Origin of the sequence: Thalassobacillus sp. B23F22_16 (assembly GCF_043496955.1) — a bacterium.
GTDB classification, from domain to species: domain Bacteria; phylum Bacillota; class Bacilli; order Bacillales; family Halobacillaceae; genus Thalassobacillus; species Thalassobacillus devorans_A.
Genome location: NZ_JBIEKD010000030.1, coordinates 20,560 through 39,799 on the forward strand (window position 1 = coordinate 20,560; position 19,240 = coordinate 39,799).

Sequence of the window (19,240 nt, forward strand, 5' to 3'; positions counted from 1 at the left end):
TTTTAGGGTTTTAAAACCTTACTTTCTAAAGGGTTAAAAAAAATCTCCCTATCACAAGGGAGATTTTTCCATCATGTAATCATGATAAATGCTTCAGTACGAGCTTATTTACTTGAGAACCATCTGCCTTGCCTTTCACTTTAGGCATGATTGCACTCATTACTTTCCCCATATCTTTCTTTGAGGAAGCTCCCACTTCTGCAATCGTTTCTTGAACAACTTGTTCAAGTTCTTCTTCTGAAAGCTGTTTCGGCATATATGCTTGTAAAATCTCTATTTCACGATTAAGTTTTTCTACAAGGTCTTCGCGTCCAGCTTCTTGAAATTCATGGAGGGAATCCTTACGTTGCTTTACCTCGCGGGATAAAACAGTAAGCTCTTCTTCTTCAGATAATTCGCCTCTTCCAAGTTTGATCGCTTCATTTTGCAAGGAAGCTTTAACCATGCGGATAACGGTCAGTTTTTCCTTTTCCTTATTCCGCATCGCTTGTTTCATGTCTTGATTGAGACGTTCAACTAATGACATAGCTCTCTACACCCTCTTTTACCACTTACGCTTTCTAGCGGCCTCAGACTTTTTCTTACGGCGTACGCTAGGCTTTTCGTAATGTTCACGTTTACGATATTCAGATAGAGTTCCAGATTTGGATACACTCTTTTTGAAGCGACGAAGAGCATCTTCAAGAGACTCGTTTTTACGAACGCGAGTTGTTTTTGACATGCTATTTCCCTCCCTCCGAAGCATAAAGCAAGTATCTTCTCAGCATGCATCTCTATATCCCATGCCTTTGATAATTATATTATAACCCCTATTCCGGGTCAACTTTTTTCCCTGAATTTGTTCCATACTTACCATTTTTTTGTTCAGTTATCCCTGAATTTCTGTACATGTTTCCTTCCTCTTGTCCATATAGTGAAATGAGGTGTCGCCATATGATGATGGAATTAATTTCAAAATTAACGGTATTGTTATTAATGTTTCTTTTTGGCCTGCAATGTTTGAAAGTAGGTCTATTCCAACTTTCCTACCAACGAACTAAGCAGTGGATACAGCATTTTTCCAGAAACCCTATCCTTGCCATTTTAACAGGGTTTGCTGCAACAGGCTTACTGCAAAGCAGTTCGGTTGTAATTGTATTAGCAATGGGGCTTGTTACTACTAAATATATGAAAGTAACTCAGGCTATAGGTATCATGCTTGGTGCCAACCTAGGTACCACCCTTACAGGGGAGATATTAAGTTTGTCATTGCATCTTCCATATAGCTTCCTACTCCTTGCAGGTGGTTTGATGATCGTCATGCAGCATCAGAAAACATTTGCCTGGGGCACTATTTTATTTGGACTTGCTGTCATCTTTCTGGCCTTAGAAAACTTAGGAGGGTCCATAGCTGATTTCATGAATCTTCCTGGAACTTCTGACTGGTTAAGTTCACTGGATGATTCTACTCTTTCTGCCTTGTTTTTTGGTATTATCGGATCCGGGCTTATTCAGTCGTCCTCTGCCATGTTTGGAGTGACGCTGACCATGCTGGAGCAAGGAGCAATCTCTATGCCATCTGCCATAGCTGTTATCCTGGGGACCAATATAGGCACTTGTATAACAGCATCCATAGCAGGTGCCGCCCTTGATAAAGGCGCTAGAGTAGTGGCATCAAGCCATATCTGGTACAACCTCATCAGTGTGCTCTTATTCCTTCCTGTCCTCGGTTATTTGGATGAGCTATCTGTCTGGCTTGCAGCAGAACCTGGCAGGCAGTTAGCCCATTTGGCAGTGCTTTTCAACACGGTGACCATCTTTCTGTTCTACCCTTTTTTAAAACCTTTCGAAAAATGGCTTACCCGATTGCATAAATAAAAATTTATTCTTAGTTAAAGCTCCTGTTCCATTAAGAGGGCCGAAAAGTCGAAGACTTGATTTCGAGACATTATTTGAGAAATAGGGGCGTTGGGGAAGGATTTGCTTTCCGCGGGGAAGACGGAAAGCGAGTTATTTCCCGGTCCTCCAAACCGTTACTACCGTAACGGAAACAACATATCTTGAAACTGAGTCTTCAGCAAAAGGGAGCTTTAATGGAATAAGGATCGGACAAAATGAAAGCCCAGAGTTTCTACAACTCTGGGCTTATTAATATTAATAATCGGAGGTACCTTGTTCACCTTTTATGATTTGAATGCCGGAACTTGCACCGATACGCGTAGCACCTGCATCAATCATCGCTTTTGTAGCTTCAAAATCACGCACTCCACCAGAAGCCTTCACGCCAAGCTCCGGTCCAACTGTAGCACGCATTAGTTTAATATCTTCTACAGTCGCTCCTCCTCCTGAGAATCCCGTAGAAGTCTTCACATAATCCGCGCCTGCCTTGACAGCCAACTCACAGGCTTTTACTTTTTCATCATCTGTAAGCAGTGAGGTTTCAATGATTACTTTGACTAGAGCTTTATCCTCTGCTTCTCTTACGACAGCCTCGATATCTGCCTGTACTGTCTCATAATCTTTTGATTTAAGCGCTCCCACGTTGATGACCATATCAATTTCTGTAGCACCTTTTTCGATGGCCTGTTTTGTTTCAAATGCTTTGACTTCTTTCGTATTCGCTCCCAATGGGAAACCGATTACAGTACAAACCTTAACATTAGTGTCTTTTAAATGTTCATAGCAATGATTGACCCAATAAGGGTTCACACATACAGAAGCAAACTCATACTCTTTCGCTTCCTGACAGACTTGATCAATTTTTTCCTGAGGAGTGTCCGGCTTTAATTGTGTATGATCAATATACTTTGCGATATTTTCCATAAAACCTCTTCCTTTCTTCTGGTCGGTTAGTTGTACGTACCTCTCCATCATAGCATGAAGGCAGGTTAATTTCTATGCCTAGTCTTTTCCTCTTTCGAAAAAGCCATACGAACGGTCGTATGGCTTTCCCCTTTAAATAGCAGTAACCCGGCTGCTCAAATCCGGTTCGTCCATTACGCGAACAAACTGACCTTCATTATACGGGTAGCCTGCTTCAGTTATTTTTACTTTGACAATTTTTCCAATTAATTCCTTAGATCCCTCGAACTTCACTTTCAAATAATTATCGGTATAACCGATCAGTACACCACCATTTTCGGTTTCTTTATCTTCCTCTTCAGGAATGACCTCTAAGACGTCATTTTCAAAGCGGGAGGCGTATTCTTTCGCCTGCTGATCGGATAATTCAATCAAACGGTGTACGCGCTCATTTTTCACTTCTTCATCGACTTGATTATCCATTCTTGCTGCTGGTGTACCTGTTCGCTTGGAGAATGGGAAGACATGTAGTTCAGAATAACCGATCTCCTGAACAGCCCGATAGGTTTCCATGAATTCTTCTTCCGTTTCCCCCGGGAATCCTACAATAACATCAGAAGTGATGGCAAGGTCAGGCAACGCTTCTTTGATTCTCTCAATTCGTTCCTTATAAAATTCCATCGTGTATTTTCTGCGCATACGTTTAAGTACTGTGTCAGAACCAGATTGTAATGGTATGTGTAAATGGCGCACAATTTTATCCGAGTCGTTTAAGACTTGAATAACATCATCCGTAATTTGGCTTGCTTCAATAGAAGAAATACGGATACGCTTCAATCCTGTAACTTTCTCATCTAATTCACGAAGCAGCATCGCAAGGTTATAGTCTTTCATATCTTCACCATAACCACCAGTATGAATTCCGGTTAGGACGATTTCTTTATAGCCTGCATCCACAAGCTGTTGAGCTTGTTTGATAACATCTTCCGGCTTTCTTGAACGCATCAAGCCACGCGCCCAAGGAATAATACAGAAGGTACAGAAATTATTGCAGCCTTCCTGGATTTTTAAAGAAGCTCGCGTACGATCTGTAAAATATGGCACGTCCAATTCTTCATATACACGGTTTTTCATGATATTAGTAACGCCATTGATCGGTTGACGTTCCTGTTTATATTGTTCAATATAATCCAGCATCTTCACCCTGTTTTGGGTACCGACTACAATATCCACCCCAGGTATATCCATAATTTCCCCAGGTGAGGTCTGTGCATAACAGCCGGTTACACAAATAACACCATCTGGATTTTTACGAATGGCACGACGGATAACCTGACGGCTTTTTTTATCTCCGGTATTGGTTACCGTACAGGTATTGATAACGTAAACGTCAGATTCGCGATCGAAGTCCACGCGTTCATACCCCTGATCTTTAAATAATTGCCATACGGCTTCAGTTTCATAGTGATTCACTTTACACCCTAATGTATGAAATGCCACTGTTGGCATTTTCATCACCTCAATTCTTCTAGATGATACGAAATACTTGCCAGCAAATATAGAGGAGCTGTTTCCATTCGTAAGATTCGGGGACCCAGCCGGACAGGATGAAATCCTGCTTCCGTAAGCTTAGCTGCCTCGGACTGAGAAAAGCCTCCTTCGGGTCCAATCACTGCAATCACGCGGTCACCAGCAGACATTTTATTGACCAAATTCGCTAAAGACTGGTATTCATCCTGTTTTGCTTCATTTTCAAATGCGAATAATTTCCATTTATATTGTTCACCTAATTGTATCAGCTCGTCTAGTTGATGAACAGAATGAATGGACGGTATTATTGTACGTTGGCATTGTTCACTAGCTTCTTTCGCAATTTTTTCAAGGCGGGAGATTTTCTTATCCACCTTTTTTTTATCCCATTTTACTACAGATCTTTCTGCTTGATAAGGGATGAATTGGGAAGCACCTAGCTCTGTACCTTTTTGTACGACCGTCTCTAACTTATCCCCTTTGCCAAGCGCTTGGACAATAGTGACTTCCACAGGGAGTTCTACTTGCTCATCCAGCCATTTGATGATATTACATTGTACCGCCTCTTTATCAGTACTTGTAATACGGCATGAGGCAGCAAAGCCGCTGGGGTTAATACAAATAATTTCATCATCCGGCTGCATTCGCATAACCCGGACAATATGATGGACATCCTCGCCTGTTATGGTTACTACCTGTTCAGTCCAGCCGTCTTCCCCTACAAAATATCGCTGCATTCGATGCACCTGCTTTACTTACTATTTCGTTGCGATAATAGATATCCAATCTTCCATTTGGTTCACTTCCACTATATCAAAACCGGCATTTTTCAGGCTTTGTTTTACATCTTCTTTTTTTCCTTGTATGATCCCGGAAGTGATGAAATAGCCTCCTGGCTTCAAGAGCTGATAGGCATCTTCGGTGAAACGGACAATGATCTCTGCAAGAATATTGGAAACAATCAAATCTGCCTTCACATCTACCCCATTCAGCAAATCATTTTGACGTGCAGAAATCCGGTCCTCCACCTGGTTGAGCCTGGCATTATTTTCAGTACTTGATACAGCAATCTCATCGAGATCATAAGCAAGCACTTCAGATGCCCCAAGCAGCACCGAAGCAACACTTAGAATGCCGGAACCTGCTCCCACATCCAAAACAAGGTCTCCTTCATTCAGAAAACGTTCAATAGCTTGAATACTAAGTACTGTTGTAGGATGCGTTCCAGTGCCAAAGGCCATCCCAGGGTCCATTTCGATAATTACTTCATCACTGGAAACGGGTTCATATTCCTCCCACGTAGGGATGATCGTTACTTTGTCTGAAACTTTGACTGGTTTATAATATTTTTTCCATTCATTCGCCCAATCTTCTTCATTGACTTCAGAAAGTGTCACCTTATTTTTGCCTAACTGGATATCATATTCCGCTAAACTGTTAATGGACTGTTTGACAGCATCGATGGTTTCACTCAAAAAACTATTAACCGGAAGGTAGGCTTTTACATAAACCCCTTCTGAAGGATAATCGTCAGGATCGAGCTCATATAATTCACCAAAACCCGCCCTGCGTTCTTTTTCCATATCTTGTGGATCTTCAATGACTACACCACTGGCTCCTGCTTCATGCAGGATATTTGAAACTGGTTCTACAGCTTCGTTTGTAGTATGAATACAAACTTCCGACCATTTCATTTCCATCAACTCTTTTCCAGTCGTTTTTTGAATCTTACCTGCCTCAACATATGTAGAGGCTGATTCAAAATAGTTTTCCTAATTTTGATCAGCCCCTGTAATCCTACTCGCCTTTGAATGCTCGCTTCATTTTTTGGAAAAAGTTACCGTGTTGTTCTTCTGTCGCTTCATTACCACTGATTTCATTAAACTCACGGATTAGTTCTTTCTGTCTTTCCGTAAGGTTTTGTGGAGTGACGACACGGATTTTCACATGCTGGTCGCCATGACCATGTCCGCGGACATTAGGAGCACCTTTCCCTTTCAAACGGAATGTTTTCCCAGTTTGCGTTCCTGCTGGCACTTTCAGTTTCACTCTGCCATGTACAGTCGGTACTTCTAACTCATCACCAAGTGCAGCTTGTGCAAAGGTTACAGGCAGCTCACAAAAGATGTGGTCGCCTTCTCTTTCAAAGAATTCATGAGATTCTACTCTCACTACAACAAACAAATCACCCGCAGGTCCTCCGTTGGCACCGGATTCCCCTTGTCCTGCTACCCGGATTTGCATGCCATCATCAATTCCTGCTGGTATGCTGACATGGATTTTTTTTCGTTTGGTCACATTTCCAGAACCGCCGCAGGTATTACATTTATCCTTGACGATTTTACCACTGCCTTGGCAATAATGACATACTCTACGGTTAACGACACGGCCAAACGGAGTATTTTGCTCTTCGTTCAGCTGGCCGCTCCCTTTACAGTGAGGACAGGTTTCTGGAGATGTCCCTGGCTTGGCTCCTGAGCCATCACATGTCTCACATTCTTCTTCTTTCGGTATTTCAATATCCGCTTCTTTACCGAAAATGGCTTCTTCAAAGCCCAGTGTCATTGTATATTGAAGGTCAGCGCCCTTACGGGGAGCATTTGGATCACGTCTTCTGCCCCCGCCGCCAAAGAACATATCAAATATATCGCCGAAGCCGCCAAAATCTTCCGCGCCTCCACCGAAGCCGCCAAACCCGCCTTGACCTTGAGGGCCGGCATGACCAAATTGATCATATTGGGTACGTTTCTGCTGATCACTTAATACTTCGTAAGCTTCCTTTACTTCTTTAAACTTATCCGCCGCATCCGGTTCATCACTGACGTCCGGATGGTATTTGCGGGCAAGTTTTCGATAACTCTTCTTAATTTCGTCCTTGGAAGCGTCTTTTCCCACACCAAGAACGTCATAGTAGTCTCGTTTACTCACTTGACGATCACTCTCCCGGCACTATTGCATAAAGTTAATAATAACATTGATACAAAGCTATTTTCAAATCTTGTTTCTTCACTTTCGTTTACGTTAAAAAAGTCAAAGCCAAGAAATTCCTGACTTTGACTTTTAACTTGACTTTCTTACTTTTTGTCGTCTTCTTCATTAACTTCTTCATAATCAGCATCGACTACATCATCGTCGCTGCCTTGTCCGCCTTCTGCTTCCTGCTGAGCTTGAGCTTGTTGTGCTGCTTGCTCATACACTTTTGCAGATAAGTTTTGGACGTGTTCCTGAAGCGCTTCTTTCTTTTCTTTGATCTTATCCAGATCTTCTCCTTCTAACGCTTCTTTCAATTCATCTTTAGCGGTTTCTGCCTGTTGTTTTTCTTCTTCAGAAACCTGTTCGCCTAAGTCTTTCAATGTTTTTTCAGTAGTGAAGATCATTTGGTCCGCTTCATTGCGAAGTTCTACCTCTTCACGGCGTTTCTTATCTGCTTCGGCATTTTCTTCTGCTTCTTTGACCATCTTTTCTACTTCTTCGTCAGAAAGCCCGGAAGAAGATTTAATAGTGATGGACTGCTCTTTATTTGTACCCATATCCTTAGCACGGACGTTAACAATACCGTTAGCATCGATGTCGAAGGATACTTCAATTTGTGGTACACCACGCGGCGCTGGTGGAATATCTGTCAATTGGAAACGGCCAAGCGTTTTGTTATCCTGTGCCATTTCGCGCTCACCTTGGAGTACATGGATATCAACCGCAGTCTGGTTATCTGCTGCTGTTGAGAATACTTGGGAGTGGCTGGTTGGAATTGTTGTGTTACGTTCAATAAGTTTAGTAGTTACGCCACCCATAGTTTCAATACCAAGGGAAAGTGGGGTAACGTCCAGAAGAACAACATCTTTAACGTCCCCTTGTAGGACTCCACCTTGAATAGCAGCACCAAGCGCTACTACCTCATCAGGGTTAACTCCTTTAGAAGGTTCTTTCCCTACTTCTTTTTTCAATGCATCCTGGACAGCCGGAATACGAGTGGAACCACCGACTAAGATAACTTTATCGATTTCACTGGAAGAAAGACCAGCGTCTTTTAGAGCCTGACGAGTCGGTTTCATAGAGCGCTCAATTAGATCAGAAGAAAGTTCTTCGAATTTAGCGCGTGTCAATGTCATTTCCAGATGCAATGGACCAGCTTCCCCGGCTGTGATAAACGGAAGGGAAATCTGAGTTTGTGCAACACCGGAAAGGTCCTTCTTCGCTTTTTCAGCGGCATCTTTCAGGCGTTGTTTGGCCATTTTGTCCTGAGATAGATCGATACCATTTTCTTTCTTGAACTCAGCAACCATATGGTCGATAATTACCTGGTCAAAATCATCCCCGCCAAGGCGGTTATCACCGGCAGTAGATACAACTTCAAACGTACCGTCGCCAATATCAAGGATAGAAACGTCAAAAGTACCGCCACCAAGGTCATAAACAAGAATTGTCTGATCCTGGTCCTCTTTATCGATACCATAAGCAAGTGCTGCAGCAGTTGGCTCATTGATGATACGTTCTACTTCGATGCCAGCGATTTTACCTGCATCTTTAGTAGCCTGACGTTCCGCATCATTAAAGTAAGCCGGTACAGTAATTACAGCTTTGTCTACCGTTTCACCCAGGTAGTCTTCTGCATATCCTTTGATGTATTGAAGGATGATTGCAGAAACTTCTTGAGGTGTGTATTCTTTTCCTTCCACTTCTACTTTATGGTCGGTACCCATATAACGTTTAATGGAAAGGATAGTGTTCGGGTTAGTAATCGCCTGACGCTTAGCGACTTCCCCTACCTGGCGTTCACCATTTTTAAACGCGACGGCAGAAGGAGTTGTACGGTTACCTTCTGGATTTGGAATTACTTTTGATTCGCCGCCTTCCATTACAGCGACACAAGAGTTTGTTGTACCTAAGTCAATACCAATGATTTTACCCATTGAAAATTCCTCCTTATAGCTCTACTGTGTTGAATTCATATGAATGAACTCCTGTACGGAGTTAGATTACATATAGATGGCTCGTTTACTGGTTCACTTTCACCATTGCAGGCCGGATTACCCGATCTTTCAGTTTGTATCCTTTTTGCATTTCTTCAATGACAACATTGGAATCGTAGTCTTCCTCATTCGCCTGCATAACTGCCTGATGAAGGTGAGGATCAAACTGCTCACCCTCTGCTTTGATTTCTTCAACGCCCTCTTTTTCCAATGCAGCTTTAAATTGCTGGTAAACCATTTTCATACCATCGACGAACCCTTTAGCGGCTTCGCCTTCGACCTCCACTTTCAATGCACGGTCAAAATTGTCCAAAACCGGAACTAATTCAGTAACGAGGTCCTGGGATTTATATTTACGATCCGCTTCGCGTTCTTTCATTGTGCGTCTGCGGAAGTTATCATAATCAGCTTGCAGGCGGATCAAGCGGTTATTAAGTTCTTCATAATCCTGCTTCAATTTTTCTAATTCCTCGTCCTCAGCCTGTTCTTCCTCAAGGACTTCCTGTTCCAATTCTTCTTCCTTCGCTGTTTCTTCTGGATCTGTAATGATTTCTTGTTCCTGCTGGTTGTCCTTTGACATTCCGACACCCCCTCCGAGTTCTATTCACCGTTAAGACTATAACACTTTTACTGCACAGAAAAAAGTAAAAGGACAAAAATAAGGGATGGGAGAAAAAACTGCCCATCTTTATCCTTTTCTACCCTTATTCATTTTGATACCAGGACTTAAAGGTATCTGTCATTTCTGATGAAAGCACGTGCATTAATTTAATAACGCGATTGTACTCCATCCGGGTAGGTCCTAATAAAGCGATGGTTCCAACTTGATCATCACCTAACGCGTAACTGGCCGTAATCAAGCTGCAATCCTGCATGGCATCGACCTCATTCTCATGGCCGATTTTCACTTGAATTCCAGAATGATCGTTACGCAGTAAGTGAACAATCTCACTTTCTTTTTCCATCATGGCATACAGGGATCTCACTTTTTCAAGGTCTTTGAACTCTGGCTGCATGAGTATATTGGTTTTTCCGCCGACATACAACTTTGTAGGCTGCTCATTAAGCAACGCCGCCTGCAAGTATTGAAATGCCTGCTCATAATTATTCGTATGAGTTTTCAACAAAGCGCCGACTTCACTGAAAATCTTCTCATGAAGTTGTACCAAAGGCACACCATGTAAACGGTCATTCAAAATATTCACCATTTTTTCCAGATCATTTGCTTCAATTTCCTGAGGGATATTGAAAGCCCTGTGTTCCACATGACCCGTATTGGTTACAAGAATGGCTACAGCTGTCTGAGCAGTCAATGGAACAATCTGCAGCTGCTTCAACTTCGTTTCAAACACCTCTGGTCCGAGAATGATCGAAGTGTAATTCGTCAAATCAGATAAAATTCCCGCTGACTTTTGAACCACTCTCTCAAACTCAAGCATCTGATCCCGAAAGGTTTCCTGAATCGAACGAATTTCCTTATTAGAAAGACGGAAAGGGGATAATAAATGATCTACATAAAACCGATACCCACTTTCGGAAGGAACCCTTCCGGATGATGAGTGGGTCTTTTCTATCAGCCCCATCTCTTCCAAGTCAGCCATCTCATTTCGAATGGTAGCCGAACTGAAGGTGACTTCATCTTTCTTGGAAATCGAACGTGACCCTACAGGTTGTGCTGTATGGATGAATTCATCAATAATCACTTGCAGTACCAGTAATTGCCTTTCTGTCAACATGATGATCACCTCTGTTAGCACTCTTATCTGTTGAGTGCTAAATCTATTATAAAATTATCAAATGCCTTTTATGTTGTCAACGACTTTAGCTTGGATTTATACATCTTTTTCATCCAGCAAAAATTCCTGGAAAACCTCATTGCCAAGGAGCCTTCCCTTTTCTGTCAATGCTATTTTATCATCCGCTATTACAATTAATTGCCGCTCTTTTAAATAAGGCAGAATATCCCCATAAACCTGCTCAAATTTATTGCCATATTTCACCTCGAAATTATTTAAGTCTACGCCTTCTGTCTTCCGCAGACCTAAAAATAACTCTTCTTCTATTTGTTCTCTTCTGCCGATTGGCTCCTCGTGAAGTACAGGACGGCCATTTTCTTCTGCTTGTTTAATATAGGCTGGAAGCGGTCGGATATTCACGATCCGTTTGCCCGGAAGATAGCCATGGGCCCCAGCCCCAAACCCGAAGTAATATTCGTTGTTCCAATAGGTCATGTTGTGTTTGCTTTCAAATCCTGGTTCCGCAAAATTGCTGATTTCATATTGTTTTTTTCCTTTAGCCATCATTTTCTTCTGCAGCAATTCATACATTGCTGCTTCTGATTCCTCTGGAGGCTTCCTTAATTTACCTTTTTTATAGCGTTGATAAAATACGGTTTTCGGCTCAATTTGCAAGGAATACGAAGAGTAATGAGGCAGATCGAAGCGTAATGCTTCGTCCACCGTTTGTTCGAATTGCTCTACAGTTTGACCTGGAAGGGCATAAATCAAATCGATACTGATATTCGTGAGACCTGCATTCAACAGCCTGTCTATATTAGTATAGACATCTTTGACTTTATGAAGACGGCCTATTTTTTCAAGCATCCTATCGTCAAAAACTTGCACTCCAAGGGATATACGATTAACACCGTAAGCTTTCAAGAGCTTTACTTTTTCTTCATCAAGATCACCTGGATTGGCTTCAAACGTATATTCACTGCAGGCTGCGATATCATGATAACGATCAATGATGATAAGCAGTTTTTTCAATTGTTCCCTGGACAGTGCCGTGGGAGTACCGCCACCTACAAAAATAGTCCTGGGGGCTATCTTTTTTTCCGGTATATATGATTTGATTTCTTTTTCCAACGCGTTCAAGTAATCATCTGCCAGCCTCTCATTATAAAAAAACTTTGTAAAATCACAGTAGTGACAAATCTGCTGACAGAATGGTATGTGAATATATACTGATGGTATGTGCATCAGGTTACCGCCTTTCATAACGAAAACCGCAAGAAAAACTTCCTGCGGTTTTCGGCATATTAATTATCATCGTCATCCATTTCAAGTACAGACATGAAGGCTTCTTGCGGTACTTCGACGGAACCGACCATCTTCATCCGTTTCTTACCTTCTTTTTGCTTTTCTAATAGTTTACGCTTACGGGATATATCTCCCCCGTAACATTTGGATAACACGTTCTTTCTCATCGCTTTGATCGTGGAACGAGCTACTACTTTGTTACCGATCGTTGCCTGGACCGGCACCTCGAATTGCTGTCTCGGAATGAGATTCTTCAGCTTTTCGACAATTTGCTTTCCTCGTTCATAGGCAAAGTCTCTATGCACAATGAATGATAAAGCATCAATCGTGTCACCATTCAACAGAATATCCATTTTGACGAGGTCGGATGCCTGATAGCCGATCAGCTCATAATCAAATGAAGCATAGCCTTTTGTTTTTGATTTCAAGGCATCAAAGAAATCATATACGATTTCGGATAATGGAATCTCATATACAACGTTGACCCGGTTTTCATCGAGATACTGCATATCTTTAAAATCGCCACGTTTCTTCTGGCATATTTCCATTACCGGCCCGACAAAATCATTCGGTACCATGATCGTAGCTTTGACAAATGGTTCCCGGACTTCCTGTATTTTTTGGTTGTCTGGCATCATCGATGGGTTATCCACTTGTATTTCACTTCCATCTGTCAAAGCCACCTGATAAATAACACTTGGTGCAGTAGTGATCAGATCAATACCAAATTCTCTTTCAATACGCTCCTGAATAATCTCCATATGAAGCATCCCAAGGAAACCTGTGCGGAAGCCAAAGCCAAGCGCCTGAGATGTCTCCGCTTCATATTGAAGGGAAGAATCATTTAATTCCAATCGCTCCAATGCTTCACGAAGGTCATTATAACGGTTGGCATCTACCGGATACATTCCACAGAAAACCATTGGATTTAAACGTTTATAACCTGGCAATGGTTCGGCGGCCTGCTTTTTGGCATGTGTAATCGTATCACCGACACGACTGTCCCCAACATTCTTAATCGAAGCAGTCAAATAACCAACATCTCCGACCGTCAATTCATCCAGTGGAGCTGGTTTAGGTTTAAACACACCTACTTCATTGACTTCAAATTCTTTTCCGGTCGCCATCATCTTGATTTTATCGCCAACTTTAACAGACCCTTCTTTGATACATACATAAGCGATGACACCACGATATGGATCATATAAGGAATCAAATATCAATGCTTTCAATGGTTCTTCCTCATTGCCTGCCGGCGCTGGGATGTCACTGACAATTCTTTCAAGTATTTCATCGATTCCTTTCCCATCTTTGGCAGAGGCAAGGATCGCATCAGAAGCATCGATGCCGATCACATCCTCGATCTCCTGCTTCACCCTATCCGGGTCTGCACTAGGAAGGTCAATTTTATTAATAACCGGGATAATTTCCAACTCATTCTCCAGTGCTAAGTAAACATTCGCTAATGTCTGGGCTTCAATCCCCTGGGCCGCATCGACGACCAGAATGGCACCCTCACAAGCAGCCAAACTACGCGACACTTCATACGTGAAGTCTACATGGCCTGGAGTATCTATTAAATGAAAAATATAATCTTCATCATCTTGTCGATAGTTCAATTGAACAGCATTCAATTTAATCGTAATTCCCCGTTCGCGTTCCAAATCCATTGCATCCAGGAATTGTTCTTTCATTTCACGCTGTGTCAATGCTTTTGTCTTTTCTAATATCCGATCAGCTAATGTCGATTTCCCATGATCAATGTGAGCAATGATCGAAAAGTTCCTCACACGCTGCTGTCTCTGATTACTTGCCAATTACAATCCACTCCTACTATTTTTACGAACGATAACTAGCATAGATTATAGCAATAGCCAAGGGAATATTCAATCATCAAAAGCGGAAGTTACGGGTCAGGAAAGCTGAAACCTAATTTTAAAAAAGAAGAAGCTGCCTGTGCTGCTTCTTCTAAAATAATGGCTCTACTATATTAGCTGCAGTAGTAATGACGATATCATAAAGCTTGGAAATCCCTGTACCTAATAACTCTGCAATCTGTACGCTGCCATGAGCGGGATATTGACCTTTATCTGGTAATGGGGTTTCTACAGGTATTCCAACCACAGGACCTTCAAACATATCGTTTTTTTCCGCTTGCCCTTCTAAAAGTGATTCTTCCGAAAGGATGGGGGCATCTGGCTGGTCAGTATGGTTTTCGGAGGCTTGATTGATACCAAACAAAGCACCACCAAGAAACAACGAGATCATCATACATAATATTAGCAAGTACTTTATCATAACTCCCACCTCCAGTTCTTAATCACCAGACACCTTTTCCGCTTCCCAGTAATATTCACTGAATACTTCCGCCACTGCATCAACCGACCGGTATATTTCATCCAGACTGTTTTCATGTCCACCGAATTCTAGTAATATCGCTTTTTCAGAAAGATCCTGATTGTATTTGCCATCCACTCCATTTCCTTTCTTTTTAATAACCCCCCTGCTTAATCCAGGGAACTTTTCATCCAGTAATTCATGAAGATCTGCAGCCAGTTTGGCATTTTTTTCATAAGCTTCGTGCTCAGCTCCGATAACAAAAATGGTTTTCGCAAAAATTTCCCCATCAATTTCTGTTGTGGTCACATCCCTCGGAGCGCCGTCACGGTGCAGGTCAAAAATGTATTGGATATCTTTGTTGGAAGCCATCGCTTCCGTAACGATCGTTCTTGATGCGTCATAGGGAGCTACCCCTTTTTCCTTTGCGAATGCAGTAACATCGCGCTCATTAACCTTTGCCCCAATTCCGTTGGCTTCTAAAGCCTTAGCCAGGCGATCACTCACTTTAGTGATATTCACTTCATCATGATAAGCATGTTCTGTCCCTTCAGCCAAGTGTGGAAGGAAGGATTCCCGGTTGTGGGTATTATAAATAAGAACGACATTGCGATCACCAGTGGAGCGTGCGTCTTTTCTTTCTGTTTTTTCCACCGGCTCCTCCTCTTCCGGATCCACCGCTTCCCTATCTTCCATTACTACATCCAGTGGCGGATGGGACTCTATCGGCAAGTTGGTATAATCCGTTCCCTCACCGGCAACCAGAATTTCACTATGATAAGTATCCAGCCCTGGCAACTCCCTTCCCAATAGGCTCCGCGGATCATTCGGTGTCAAACTCGTTGCCAATTGAAACCCCATTGTTGTCAGGTCAGGAGGTTTTACGTTATCAGGATAGGCTTCTTTGTACATTTTATTTTCCATACTGAATAAATATAAAAAAGAGGGACCATCAATTTGGCTTGTCCAGTCCTGAATGGTCTCTGAATAGATTCGATAAGTCGGTTTGACACTCGTCAATCCCCCAATAATCAATAAAAGAGCTGCCATGGCCGCAACCCATGAACCTGCCCGTTTTGACAGCCTATTGAATTGGTAGTGATGGAATAGCTTTCGCTTTCTTATTTTCTTCATCATCCGGCTCCCTTCATGACCTTAAGGCTGTTTATTAAAGTCTATGAGGGAGCTGATAAAATAGAACTTCACTCTATCAATTTTCTATCATATTTATCGAGTGAACGATTGAGATTCATCTCCTTTAATTCTTTCATGCAACGCTGCATTAATTCCAGCTGCTATCACATGAGCCATATCTTCCATAAATTCATCCACTTCTTTTGGTGTGACCATGAGGTTATGGCCAATTGGTGACAAGACCTCTTCTATCAATTGCCTTTTTTCATGAGTTTCCAGACCGCCAACCATTCCAAGGATTGCTTGTCGTTGCTCTAAATCAGGCAAATCTTCCTCTCGCAGTGTTTTATCTCCAAATGTCATCCGAGCGGGAGTGAGAGATTTAGACGGGTCATCTTTCTCACGCCATTCCCTGCCCATATGCTTTAACAGATAATCAATGGTGTCATTTGTAATCGTAACAGCATCTACGACGGTGGGAACCCCTACTGCTATCACCGGGATGTTCAGCGTCGATTTACTCAGCTCTTTTCTTTTGTTCCCTACACCGGAGCCTGGATGTATGCCTGTATCTGATAATTGGATGGTAGCATTAATACGATCAATCGACCTTGATGCCAGTGCATCAATAGCAATAACAAAGTCTGGTTTTGTCTTTTCCAGTACCCCCAGGATAATGTCGCTTGTTTCTACGCCGGTTACCCCCATTACCCCAGGAGTGATAGCTGATACTGGACGGTAGCCTTCAGCCACCGTTTCCGGGTGCAGCTTAAATAGATGTGTTGTTACCATCACCTTTTCCATAGCCATTGGCCCGAGAGCATCTGGCGTTACATTATGATTTCCCAGCCCGACCACCATACATGTTTGTCCCTCTTTAATATCATTTAAACGGAACAATTCACCAAGCTGCTCGGCAAGGACAACCGCTAGACGTTTTTGCATATCAGTATCTTGATTTCTTATCGCTTTGGACTCGAGCGTAATATAATTGCCTGCTTTTTTTCCCAGACGATCTTCAGCAGCTTCATCAATGGTGACATATGTAACCTTGATGTCATCAACGGTTTTTTCTTCTACTTCTACCCCTTGTGGAGATTGGTTCTTTTGGTCTTCCTTGACATACATATCTCTGGCTTCAATGGCCAGGTCTGTACGAACGTTGTATTGCCTGTTTTCAGCACTCATTCTCACGCCTCCTTTTTGTAACTAGCTTGAGGCAGGGAGAAGATTTTTATACGTTTTCTTTCATGGCTTAGATAAACCTATTGAAAACTAGAGGTGGCTTTGGTAAAATGACTCTTGTTCGATATGAATGAGACTGATGTTTTTACCTAGGAGGTGAAATCATGCCAAATATTAAATCCGCAGTGAAACGTGTTCGTACAACTGACGACCGCCGCGTGCAAAACCTTGTTTATAAAGGTGATATGCGTACAGCTGTCAAGCGTGTGGAAAAGTTAGTAGCAAACAATGACGCAGAAGGTGCTAAGAGCGCTTTACAAACTGCAGCGAAAAAAATTGATAAAGCCGTTCAAAAAGGTATCGTCCACCAAAATAACGGCAACCGTCAAAAATCTCGCCTTGCTAAAAAAGTAAACAGCCTATAAGGCCTGCTTTTTTTATGACCAACAAGCGACTCTTGCCAGGGTCGTTTTTCATTTGCAATGAATTCCAACATAAAAAAGCTTCATGCCAGCGAACCCAGTTCGCCGCATGGAGCTTTTTTATAATGTCTAAAGTAATAAGCAGGTAAAAGACCAGCTTTCATCCTGTTTGACTATCCAATCGTTTAATGTGAACCAATTGGTATAGTAGTAATTCAAAAGCAAGACTCTTTTCTACTTTCCCTTGTTTTATGTTCTGGTCCGTTTCTGTCAATTTATCCATGATTTGTTCTAATTCGTGGAAAGTGAAATGCTGTTCTCTTTTCACGGCCATTTTAATTACATAAGGATGTGCTTTTATGTATTGCTTCATTTGATTCTGTGCATACCCTTTTTGCTTAAGTATTTTTGCTTGCAAGATAATTCGAAATTGTGAGGCCAGTAAAGCCGTTAAGGCAATAGGATCTTCATTCATCCTTGTTAAATCTTTATAAATGTGAATAGCTTTAGAAAGATTGCGCTCCATCACTGCATCAACAAGTTTAAGACCTGAAGCCTCAGCGCTATGAGATAAAAGCGATTCAGCCATTTCCCTTGTTATAGTGGCTCCTTCTCCAGCATTCAGTGCTAACTTTTCCATCTCACTTCGAAGTACCATAAGATTCGTTCCAACCTCTTGAATAATTAGTTCATGCAAGTCAGTCGGGACTTGGATGTTTAGCTCACCGGCAATAGAAGTTATCCATTCTTCCAGGTTCCACTCTTTGACAGGCATACAAGGCACTGTCTCCCCTTGTTTTTTAAATAACTTGAATATTTTTTTCCGTTCATCTATTTTTTCATATGGGGCTGTGATTACCAGTATGGAATAATCAGCCGGATTGGTGAGATAAGACTGTAAAGCTTCTACATCATGTTCAAAAGGAAGCTTATCAGGTTTAGCTTTCATGAAAACAGGATTGTCGGCGATGATAATTTTCCGTTCACCAAAAAACGGATATGTCTCTGCATCCGTAACAACATCTTCGATTGGGGTCTCCTCTAAATCATAATAAGAGACATTGACTTCCTGATCTTCACCAGATAAGGCATATTTCAATATTTTTTGTTTAATATCCTGAATCAGGTAGGATTCCGTTCCATATAATAAATATACGGAAGAAAATTGTTTTTTGTTTATTTTTTTCATTACTTGCATATAGTCCATACTTACACCCCAGTTAATACATGATAAAGTAACAGGCACCTCGTCCATTTCCTATCCACAAAAAGGAACTCAATGTTCTTATTTTATGCTGGTTAGGAAGCCTTGTCAAAAATGTTTGGGAACGAGGTGCCTGAGGTATCTATATGAACGCCGCCCGTTCCAGCCCCGGGTGAAAGATCGGGCGACGATATTGTCCTTTGGTTTTAGATTGACCAAAAGGACGTAAAGTATAGATGACAACTCTTGCTAACCAAGGTAATCAAAAAAACGGATAGTTTTTTTGATATAATTAATGAAGAATCTGGATTTTTAATCAAGTATCGCTTATACTAAAACACAGGTATAGGAGGGGTAAAAGTGAACGAATTCAAAAAAGATATTCAATCAAAAAATAATGATGTCGTCGATTCCGGGCTAGGGTTCATTTTCTCGTTCTTGTTCTTCTTCATTATATTCTTTACCGGTGTCGTCGTGAATGTAATCGGATCGTAAATTCCATTACTACCAAGAGTCTGGGACATAACTAGCCGAAAATAGTAAAAAAAGGGTTCCGATTATCGAATTTTGATGACCGGAACCTTTTTTACTGAGTCAATCTCATAATTGGTTAGACGGTTTCCGTTTCAGGCCGTG

Annotated in this window: 19 protein-coding genes; 3 read left to right on the forward strand and 16 right to left on the reverse strand. The window is 41.8% G+C overall.

Annotated features, from left to right (window positions below):
- Positions 1 to 79: 79 nt before the first annotated feature.
- Together ACGTNI_RS17675 and rpsU are read right to left on the reverse strand one after the other, a co-directional pair.
- Positions 80 to 526, reverse strand: a complete 447-nt coding sequence (locus ACGTNI_RS17675) for a GatB/YqeY domain-containing protein (protein WP_062446821.1) — start codon at positions 524 to 526, stop codon at positions 80 to 82.
- Positions 527 to 544: 18 nt separating this feature from the next.
- Complete coding sequence (rpsU, locus tag ACGTNI_RS17680) at positions 545 to 721, reverse strand: 30S ribosomal protein S21 (RefSeq protein WP_028783259.1); 177 nt, start codon at positions 719 to 721, stop codon at positions 545 to 547.
- 212 nt (positions 722 to 933) lie between these two features.
- On the opposite strand from rpsU, the gene ACGTNI_RS17685 reads away from it, so the two are divergent.
- Complete coding sequence (locus ACGTNI_RS17685) at positions 934 to 1,857, forward strand: Na/Pi symporter (protein WP_176224053.1); 924 nt, start codon at positions 934 to 936, stop codon at positions 1,855 to 1,857.
- Positions 1,858 to 2,133: 276 nt separating this feature from the next.
- Here the strand turns inward: ACGTNI_RS17685 and deoC are convergent, their stop codons facing one another.
- The 13 genes from deoC to gpr form a co-directional block, all read right to left on the reverse strand.
- The gene (deoC, locus tag ACGTNI_RS17690) at positions 2,134 to 2,802 is read right to left on the reverse strand and encodes a deoxyribose-phosphate aldolase (RefSeq protein ID WP_394463948.1); all 669 of its coding nucleotides are present in this window, start codon (positions 2,800 to 2,802) and stop codon (positions 2,134 to 2,136) included.
- A 132-nt stretch (positions 2,803 to 2,934) separates the two neighbouring features.
- Complete coding sequence (gene mtaB / locus ACGTNI_RS17695; protein ID WP_085509243.1) at positions 2,935 to 4,290, reverse strand: tRNA (N(6)-L-threonylcarbamoyladenosine(37)-C(2))-methylthiotransferase MtaB; 1,356 nt, start codon at positions 4,288 to 4,290, stop codon at positions 2,935 to 2,937.
- A gap of 5 nt (positions 4,291 to 4,295) precedes the next feature.
- Positions 4,296 to 5,048: a 16S rRNA (uracil(1498)-N(3))-methyltransferase gene (locus tag ACGTNI_RS17700; RefSeq protein WP_085508917.1), complete on the reverse strand. Its 753-nt coding sequence runs from the start codon at positions 5,046 to 5,048 to the stop codon at positions 4,296 to 4,298.
- Positions 5,049 to 5,069: 21 nt separating this feature from the next.
- Positions 5,070 to 6,005: a 50S ribosomal protein L11 methyltransferase gene (gene prmA, locus ACGTNI_RS17705; protein ID WP_394463949.1), complete on the reverse strand. Its 936-nt coding sequence runs from the start codon at positions 6,003 to 6,005 to the stop codon at positions 5,070 to 5,072.
- Between the two features lie 103 nt (positions 6,006 to 6,108).
- Entirely contained in the window at positions 6,109 to 7,239 is a 1,131-nt protein-coding gene (dnaJ, locus tag ACGTNI_RS17710) for a molecular chaperone DnaJ (protein WP_394463951.1), read from the reverse strand.
- A 146-nt stretch (positions 7,240 to 7,385) separates the two neighbouring features.
- Complete coding sequence (gene dnaK / locus ACGTNI_RS17715; protein WP_085508919.1) at positions 7,386 to 9,221, reverse strand: molecular chaperone DnaK; 1,836 nt, start codon at positions 9,219 to 9,221, stop codon at positions 7,386 to 7,388.
- Positions 9,222 to 9,306: 85 nt separating this feature from the next.
- Positions 9,307 to 9,861, reverse strand: coding sequence for a nucleotide exchange factor GrpE (gene grpE / locus ACGTNI_RS17720; protein WP_062446840.1), 555 nt, complete (start codon positions 9,859 to 9,861; stop codon positions 9,307 to 9,309).
- A 124-nt stretch (positions 9,862 to 9,985) separates the two neighbouring features.
- Entirely contained in the window at positions 9,986 to 11,017 is a 1,032-nt protein-coding gene (gene hrcA, locus ACGTNI_RS17725; protein ID WP_394463952.1) for a heat-inducible transcriptional repressor HrcA, read from the reverse strand.
- 96 nt (positions 11,018 to 11,113) lie between these two features.
- Entirely contained in the window at positions 11,114 to 12,262 is a 1,149-nt protein-coding gene (hemW, locus tag ACGTNI_RS17730; RefSeq protein ID WP_394463953.1) for a radical SAM family heme chaperone HemW, read from the reverse strand.
- Positions 12,263 to 12,321: 59 nt separating this feature from the next.
- Positions 12,322 to 14,139, reverse strand: a complete 1,818-nt coding sequence (gene lepA / locus ACGTNI_RS17735) for a translation elongation factor 4 (RefSeq protein WP_085508922.1) — start codon at positions 14,137 to 14,139, stop codon at positions 12,322 to 12,324.
- 151 nt (positions 14,140 to 14,290) lie between these two features.
- Complete coding sequence (locus ACGTNI_RS17740) at positions 14,291 to 14,620, reverse strand: hypothetical protein (protein WP_085508923.1); 330 nt, start codon at positions 14,618 to 14,620, stop codon at positions 14,291 to 14,293.
- Positions 14,621 to 14,638: 18 nt separating this feature from the next.
- Positions 14,639 to 15,793 carry a stage II sporulation protein P gene (gene spoIIP, locus ACGTNI_RS17745; protein WP_394463954.1) on the reverse strand — a complete coding sequence of 385 codons (1,155 nt, stop codon included), beginning with the start codon at positions 15,791 to 15,793 and terminating at the stop codon, positions 14,639 to 14,641.
- A 93-nt stretch (positions 15,794 to 15,886) separates the two neighbouring features.
- Complete coding sequence (gene gpr / locus ACGTNI_RS17750; RefSeq protein ID WP_394463956.1) at positions 15,887 to 16,981, reverse strand: GPR endopeptidase; 1,095 nt, start codon at positions 16,979 to 16,981, stop codon at positions 15,887 to 15,889.
- A 161-nt stretch (positions 16,982 to 17,142) separates the two neighbouring features.
- On the opposite strand from gpr, the gene rpsT reads away from it, so the two are divergent.
- The gene (rpsT, locus tag ACGTNI_RS17755) at positions 17,143 to 17,403 is read left to right on the forward strand and encodes a 30S ribosomal protein S20 (RefSeq protein WP_062446858.1); all 261 of its coding nucleotides are present in this window, start codon (positions 17,143 to 17,145) and stop codon (positions 17,401 to 17,403) included.
- 157 nt (positions 17,404 to 17,560) lie between these two features.
- On the opposite strand, the gene holA is transcribed toward rpsT, so the two are convergent.
- Complete coding sequence (holA, locus tag ACGTNI_RS17760; RefSeq protein WP_085508926.1) at positions 17,561 to 18,607, reverse strand: DNA polymerase III subunit delta; 1,047 nt, start codon at positions 18,605 to 18,607, stop codon at positions 17,561 to 17,563.
- A 357-nt stretch (positions 18,608 to 18,964) separates the two neighbouring features.
- Between holA and ACGTNI_RS17765 the strand changes: the two genes are divergently transcribed.
- On the forward strand, positions 18,965 to 19,099 hold the full coding sequence (locus tag ACGTNI_RS17765; protein WP_082412088.1) for a YqzM family protein: 135 nt from the start codon (positions 18,965 to 18,967) through the stop codon (positions 19,097 to 19,099).
- Positions 19,100 to 19,240 lie beyond the last annotated feature (141 nt).

What these genes read in the sequence shown, in the direction of transcription:
- ACGTNI_RS17740 (WP_085508923.1), bottom strand. Translation starts at nt 14,620, where the DNA reads ATGATAAAGTACTTGCTAATATTATGTATGATGATCTCGTTGTTTCTT.
- dnaK (WP_085508919.1), bottom strand. Translation starts at nt 9,221, where the DNA reads ATGGGTAAAATCATTGGTATTGACTTAGGTACAACAAACTCTTGTGTC.
- ACGTNI_RS17685 (WP_176224053.1), top strand. Translation starts at nt 934, where the DNA reads ATGATGATGGAATTAATTTCAAAATTAACGGTATTGTTATTAATGTTT.
- rpsT (WP_062446858.1), top strand. Translation starts at nt 17,143, where the DNA reads ATGCCAAATATTAAATCCGCAGTGAAACGTGTTCGTACAACTGACGAC.
- prmA (WP_394463949.1), bottom strand. Translation starts at nt 6,005, where the DNA reads ATGAAATGGTCGGAAGTTTGTATTCATACTACAAACGAAGCTGTAGAA.
- ACGTNI_RS17675 (WP_062446821.1), bottom strand. Translation starts at nt 526, where the DNA reads ATGTCATTAGTTGAACGTCTCAATCAAGACATGAAACAAGCGATGCGG.
- gpr (WP_394463956.1), bottom strand. Translation starts at nt 16,981, where the DNA reads ATGAGTGCTGAAAACAGGCAATACAACGTTCGTACAGACCTGGCCATT.
- grpE (WP_062446840.1), bottom strand. Translation starts at nt 9,861, where the DNA reads ATGTCAAAGGACAACCAGCAGGAACAAGAAATCATTACAGATCCAGAA.
- hrcA (WP_394463952.1), bottom strand. Translation starts at nt 11,017, where the DNA reads ATGTTGACAGAAAGGCAATTACTGGTACTGCAAGTGATTATTGATGAA.
- hemW (WP_394463953.1), bottom strand. Translation starts at nt 12,262, where the DNA reads ATGCACATACCATCAGTATATATTCACATACCATTCTGTCAGCAGATT.
- rpsU (WP_028783259.1), bottom strand. Translation starts at nt 721, where the DNA reads ATGTCAAAAACAACTCGCGTTCGTAAAAACGAGTCTCTTGAAGATGCT.
- holA (WP_085508926.1), bottom strand. Translation starts at nt 18,607, where the DNA reads ATGGACTATATGCAAGTAATGAAAAAAATAAACAAAAAACAATTTTCT.
- ACGTNI_RS17700 (WP_085508917.1), bottom strand. Translation starts at nt 5,048, where the DNA reads ATGCAGCGATATTTTGTAGGGGAAGACGGCTGGACTGAACAGGTAGTA.
- mtaB (WP_085509243.1), bottom strand. Translation starts at nt 4,290, where the DNA reads ATGCCAACAGTGGCATTTCATACATTAGGGTGTAAAGTGAATCACTAT.
- deoC (WP_394463948.1), bottom strand. Translation starts at nt 2,802, where the DNA reads ATGGAAAATATCGCAAAGTATATTGATCATACACAATTAAAGCCGGAC.
- spoIIP (WP_394463954.1), bottom strand. Translation starts at nt 15,793, where the DNA reads ATGAAGAAAATAAGAAAGCGAAAGCTATTCCATCACTACCAATTCAAT.